This is a genomic window from Streptomyces sp. NPDC055078 (assembly GCF_053607985.1).
In genome coordinates this window covers 7,602-13,262 of record NZ_JBSGUP010000173.1, presented here as the reverse complement: position 1 = coordinate 13,262, position 5,661 = coordinate 7,602, and the positions used below count along the sequence as shown (strand labels likewise).

Here is a 5,661-nt window from a genome sequence, read left to right as displayed (position 1 = left end):
ACGACGGTCAGTTGAGGGGATCGTGCCGTTTCGTGGCAGGGCGGTTACTCACGTTTTGTGTGGATGATTCTTTGCCGTTCTTCTTGACAGAGCGTCACATGCCTGCCCAGCGAGCGAACCCGGCGATCGAATTGTCCTGCCCCCGATCCAGTCGCACCAGCGCCGTTGCCGTACTCCGCAGCGTGGGGTGGAACCTTGAGTGATTCGGCGAAACCCTGCGGGCCTCCAGCAGATCCCGGTGTGCCCCCGCCCGGTCGCCCTCCGCCAAGCGGGCAGCGGCGACATCGATGTGGTGGTGGCTCGCGCGCTCGGCGACGATCCCGGGCGGCAGTTCCCATTCGTCGCGGTCCTGCTCGGTGCCCCATTCCCGGAGCCGGGCGAGCGCCTCCTCGGTGTTCCCGGTGTCGATGAGCGCGGCCACCTCGTGGATCCGGACGTTCGTCGGCCCGAAGGACATCTCGTAATGCGTGGTGTCCGTGCGGAGCAGGCCGGCGGCCGCGCGTGCCTCGGCCAGCCGAGCGGTCGCCCGGCCAGGATGTCCGTCGCGGGCCTCCAGGATCGCCAATTTGAGCAGGACCGCGCCCTGCACCGCGATCTGTTCGTCGCTCATCGCCGCCTCGGGGGCGAGCCGCTCGATCTCGTCGACCAGAGCCTCAAGGACCCGGCGCGCCGAGGTGTAGGTGCCCATGCGGATCATCGCGCCGGCACCCAGATAGGCGGCGGTGACCTTCATCAGGTTGTCGCCGGACTGTGCTGCCGCCCAGCGGACCCGCTCGATCGCCGTCAGGCTGAGGTCGTGGTAGCCCAACTTGTGAGCGAGACTGTTGGTCGCGCGGTAGCCGCGGGCGAGCCACCAGTACGCCTGTTCGCGTTCCTGTCCGCGGGCGCTGAGAGCGATGTGGGTCAGCTCGGCCAGGACACCCGGCAGCAGCGGGCCCATGGGAACGTACTGGCCGTCCTGTCGCATCTGCGCAATGTGGTCCATCTCGGCGGCGACGACCGGGAGCGGGCGGGGCGCGACCAGCAGATCATCCGGGTTGTCGTAGGTCAGCAGCATCCTGCGCAGTTCCGGAATGACCGCCTGCACCTGCTCGGCGGTCTCGGCGCCATTCCAGTACGGCTGACCGGTGAGACGGTCGGGTCCGATGTGCAGGGCCCGGGCGATCTGCGCAATCACACCCGGCGGCGGGTTGCGAAGACCTGACTCGTATTTCTCCAGCGTGCTCGTACTGATCGATACCTTCGCGGCGAGTTGCCGCACGGTCAACTGCCGCACCTTCCGGTTCTCCCGGATGCGCTGCCCGATGTGCTCGGTTCCCATGCTGGCCCCCATACGTCGACGCTTGTCAGCGTACGGCGGCCGGGTCAGCGGAGGACAGGTCCGCAGGTGAACTCTGAGCGCCGGAACCGTGTGCCCGCTTGTGCTGGGATGGGGGCCCGGCGAGAGGCGGCAGTCGTGTCGGAGTGGCGGACTCTGAGCGAGCGCACGGTGTACGAGAACCCATGGGTCTCCGTGCCGCTCGGCCGAACGAAGCTTTCCCGGCTCGGCCTTCGGGCCCTGTCGAGTACGGTGTGTCTCGGTCGGCGAGCCAAAGAGGCGGTGGTCCATGAGCGCGGAGGGCAACATGGAAGGCCCCGGGGCGCGGAAGGTCAACAGCCTGTCGGGCACGGTCCACGGGCCGTCGGTGCAGGCGGACACCGTGCACGGCGGTATCACCTTCAACTATCACGCCGTCGACCAGCTCCCGCGCGCCGGACAGCGGCCGGACCAGGTGCCCCGTCCGCCGCACCGTTTCGTGAACCGCGTCCGGAGTCTGGCGGAGCTGGACGGCTTACTGGACGAGGCCGCGGCGAGCGCCGATGGCTGCCCCATCGGGGTCTTCAGCGGCCTCCCCGGTATCGGCAAGACGGCGGCGGTATCCCAGTGGGCCCACCGCAATCGGCGGCGTTTCCCGGACGGCCAGCTGTTCGTCGACTTCGCCGCGCTGCGGGCCGGCGCGGGAGCGGACGTCTCGGAGGCACTGGCCATGTGCCTGCGTGCGCTGGGCGTGCACACCGCCTACCTTCCGGCGGGTCTGGCCGACCGCACCGCCCTCTACCGGACGCTCTCCGCCGACCGTCGGATGCTGGTGGTCCTGGATGACGTGAGCCGCCCCGCCCAGGTCACAGCGCTTGTGCCGCAGGGCCCGGGGAGCGCGGTCCTCGCCACCAGCACCTGGCGTCTCGGCGAACTCGCCGCCCTCGACGGCGCGGCCCTGCTGCCCCTGGATGTCCTCGACGGCCACAGCGCCATGGAACTGCTGGCCGCGCTCTGCGGCCGGCGGCGGATCGATGACGAGCCGGAAGCCGCCGCGGAGCTGACCGAACTCTGTGGTGGTCTGCCCATCGCCCTCCGCATCGCCGCGGCCCGCCTGCTGACCCATCGCCGTCTGACCCTGCGCGTGCTGGTGGACGAACTCGCCGACGAGCAGAGCCGCCTGAGCCGTATCTCTGTTTCCTCCGCCCACGAGGAGCGCACCGTGTCGGCAGCACTCGAACTCGTCTACGGTGACCTTCCCGGACCCGCGGCCGGCCTCTACCGCGTCCTCGGCTGCCTGCCCGGACCGCGCTTCGACGCCGCCGCTGTCGCCGTGGCCGCGGAGCTGGAGACGGCGGAGGCGCGGCGGCTCCTGGACGTCCTCGACAAGGCGAGTCTGCTCACCGTTACCGACGACGGCCGCTACCGGCTGCACGACCTGGTCCGGCTGCACGCCATCGGCGCGGTGCGGCGCTGCGAGCCGCGGGACTTCGAGCGTGAGGTCGCCCGCAGGGCCACCACGCACTATCTGGCGCTCGCCACACTGGCCGACCTCGCGGTACGGGCCGATCGGCTGCGTATCGTCGACGTTTCCGAGGTCCTCGGCGCCAACGCACCGGGTGCTGGGGACGACCGCGCCGGTACGTCCGTCGACACCGCCGCGCACACCGTCGCCGACCCCTTCGCGGGGGCGGACGATCCGGCCCGGGACGCCATCGCCTGGCTGGAGGCCGAACGCCCCACCCTTCTCGCGGTGCTCCGCGCGGCTGCCCGGTTCGGCTTCGACCGGCAGGTGTGGCAACTGGCGGAGGTGTTCACCGTGCTGTTCCTGCACCACCGGCACCTGGCCGACTGGCGGGAGACCCTCGAACTGGGCGCGGACGCGGCGGCCCGGGACTCGGAGGCCGCCGCCGAAGCCCGGCTCCGCAGCCTGCTGTCGAGGCCCCTGCTCGATCTGGGCCGGGACGAGGAGGCGTACGTCCAGCTGACGACCGCCGAACGGCTCGCCGTGGAGTCGGAGCATCTGGTGCTCCAGGCTTCGGCCCAGGAGTTCCTCGGACGGTACTGGGACAGGCACGACCCGGTCCTGGCGATCGCCGCCTACCGGACGTCACTGGCCCTGAACGCCCGGGCCGCCGAGGACCGGGGCATGGCGCTGGCCGGATACTTCCTCGGCTGTGCGCAGAGCGCGGCGGGCGACCACGGCACCGCGCTGGACGCCCTCATCGAGGCCCGGGAGTCCTTCCTCGCGCTCCAGGACGGGCGGATGGCGGCGAGGGCCCTGGCCGACGTGGGCCGGGTCCGGGCCCGCCTCGGCGACCGGGAGGCAGCGGTAGCCGCCCTGGCCGAGGCGGCCGACGAACTCCACCGGCACAGTGCCTTCCACTACGAGGCGCGGACGCTGGAGGACCTGGCGGAGCTGCTGGCGGACCCGGAGGAGGCCAGGGAGCGTCTACGGCGTGCCCTCGCCGTCTACGAGGACCTCGGCAACCCCCGGGCGGCGGAGGTCCGGGCCCGTCTGGCCGACTGCTGATCCGGCCCCGGGGGAGGCCGACCGTACCCGGAACTCCTGTACGCGGTCTCCGTGCCGCACCACGATGGCCGTGCCCTCCGTGCCCTCCGTGCCCTCCGGGCGCTTCGTGCCTTCCGGGCGCTTCGTGCCTTCCGGGCGCTTCGTGCCTTCCGTGCGCTCCGGGCCTTCCAGCGCTTCGCCGAGCCGCAGGTACGCGTACACCCCGGCCGCGGCCGAACCGGGATCCGGACACGGCCCCCGGTCGGCGCTCACCTCCAGCACCTTGCCGTCGCGCAGACCGACCAGGCATCCCTCCCCCCAGCGCAATGCGGCGAGCCGCGCGCCCGGGAAGTCGGCCAGCACACGGGCGAGACGGCCGATCCCGGCGTCCCGGGAGAAGACAGCCGAGCCGCACAGCAGCACGGCGGCGCTCTCACTGAGCCGGGTGTCCGGCTCGTCCACATCGCAGGCCAGATGCCAGAAGGAGTCTGTTCCCTCCTCGGTTTCCCGGGCCACGGCGGCAGGGAGACGACGGATGTCCACGCACCGCCTTCCATCGGAGGTACGTCCGACGGCGGTCTCGACCAGCAGCGAGGTGACGCGACGCGCTCCACGGGCGCCGGGCAGCGCGAACGCACGGACGCCCCGGGCAGGCCCCCCGGGAACTGTCAGGCCCAGCAGCTCGTACACCAGTCGGCGCAGCCTCGGCAGCGCCGCGTCCGGCTCGGCGAACGCCCGGCCGGCGATCTCCGCGAGGTGCTCCCGATGGTGCTCCGAAACGGCGGTGTCCAACTGTTCGCGCAGGTCGCGGCCGGGGTCCAGCCATGCCGCCGCCGAGCGGAGCGTGTACCCCGCGGTCCCCGCCACGGCCTCGGAGCCGAACGCTCCCAGCAAGACGGGCTTGCCGATCGCCGCTCCGTACAGCGTCACCGAGCCGTGGTCCCCGATCACGAGATCGGCGGCGACCAGGGCCTGCTGCCAGCCGTCCGTCGGATCGACAGCGATCAGCCCGGCCTCCACGGCGGCCTGCTGGATGACCCGCACCTGCCATACGCCGTGACCGGACCAGACATTCGGGTGCAGGACCATCGCGACCTGGAACTCGTCCAATGGCAGTTGGGCGAGCAGTTCCTTCGGCAGCTCCGGGCGACTCCCGATCAAGGACTCGCGTCCCCATGTGGAACTCAGCAGCACCAGGCGCTGACCGGGCCGCACCCCGAGCGCGGCCCGGTACCGCTCACGCCATCGGCTGCTGGCCCGGAGCCGGTCGAAGCAGTGGTCGCCCACCAGCACCGTCCTACCGACCGTGCCCGGGTGCGCGGACGCCAACTGCCTCTCCTGATCGGGGTGCGACACCGCGAGCCACGCCCGCCCGGCAGTCAGCAGGCTGTCAGAGACCAACCCCGAAAGCCTCGTTCCCGTACTGCCCGAATCGGGAACGAGCTTCTGGAACCCCACGCCATGGGGCAGCACCAGAACCGGGTAGTCACCCGCCGGAGTGCCGATGTTCTCGCTTGCCGTGAGCATGAGGTCCGGGGAGACCTCCGCCAGCTGGGACCAGGGCAGGGTCCGACAGCCCAGGGTCCGCAGGAGGTCGAGCACGCCGTTGTTGAACGCCGAAGAAGGGTCGTAGGCGAAGACCACGGCCACGCGGTGGTCGTCGTGCACTACCTCGGGGACCACCTCCAGCACGCGGACGAGGGACGTGAGCGTCCGCGCGGCTACAACCAGGGTTCGCTGGGCTTCAAAGGTCCGCCATCGCCGGGCATCCGGTCCGACCGGTACGAGAATGGGCCTACTGAGGTCCACAGCGCGTCTTCCCCGAAGCCCCCCGGACCGCTACTACGACATC

The 5,661-nt window shown here is 71.3% G+C and carries 3 protein-coding genes; 1 reads left to right on the top strand and 2 read right to left on the bottom strand.

Translation table 11 applies throughout. The features are described from left to right. Positions 1 to 94 precede the first annotated feature (94 nt). On the bottom strand, positions 95 to 1,321 hold the full coding sequence (locus ACWF94_RS16980; RefSeq protein ID WP_453488265.1) for a helix-turn-helix domain-containing protein: 1,227 nt from the start codon (positions 1,319 to 1,321) through the stop codon (positions 95 to 97). 286 nt (positions 1,322 to 1,607) lie between these two features. Here ACWF94_RS16980 and ACWF94_RS16975 point away from each other — a divergent pair, with 286 nt between their 5' ends. Then, positions 1,608 to 3,830, top strand: a complete 2,223-nt coding sequence (locus ACWF94_RS16975; RefSeq protein WP_453488263.1) for an NB-ARC domain-containing protein — start codon at positions 1,608 to 1,610, stop codon at positions 3,828 to 3,830. Here the strand turns inward: ACWF94_RS16975 and ACWF94_RS16970 are convergent. Then, positions 3,750 to 5,501, bottom strand: a complete 1,752-nt coding sequence (locus tag ACWF94_RS16970) for a hypothetical protein (RefSeq protein ID WP_453488261.1) — start codon at positions 5,499 to 5,501, stop codon at positions 3,750 to 3,752. The two genes, ACWF94_RS16975 and ACWF94_RS16970, sit on opposite strands and share 81 nt — an antisense overlap. Positions 5,502 to 5,661: the final 160 nt, after the last annotated feature.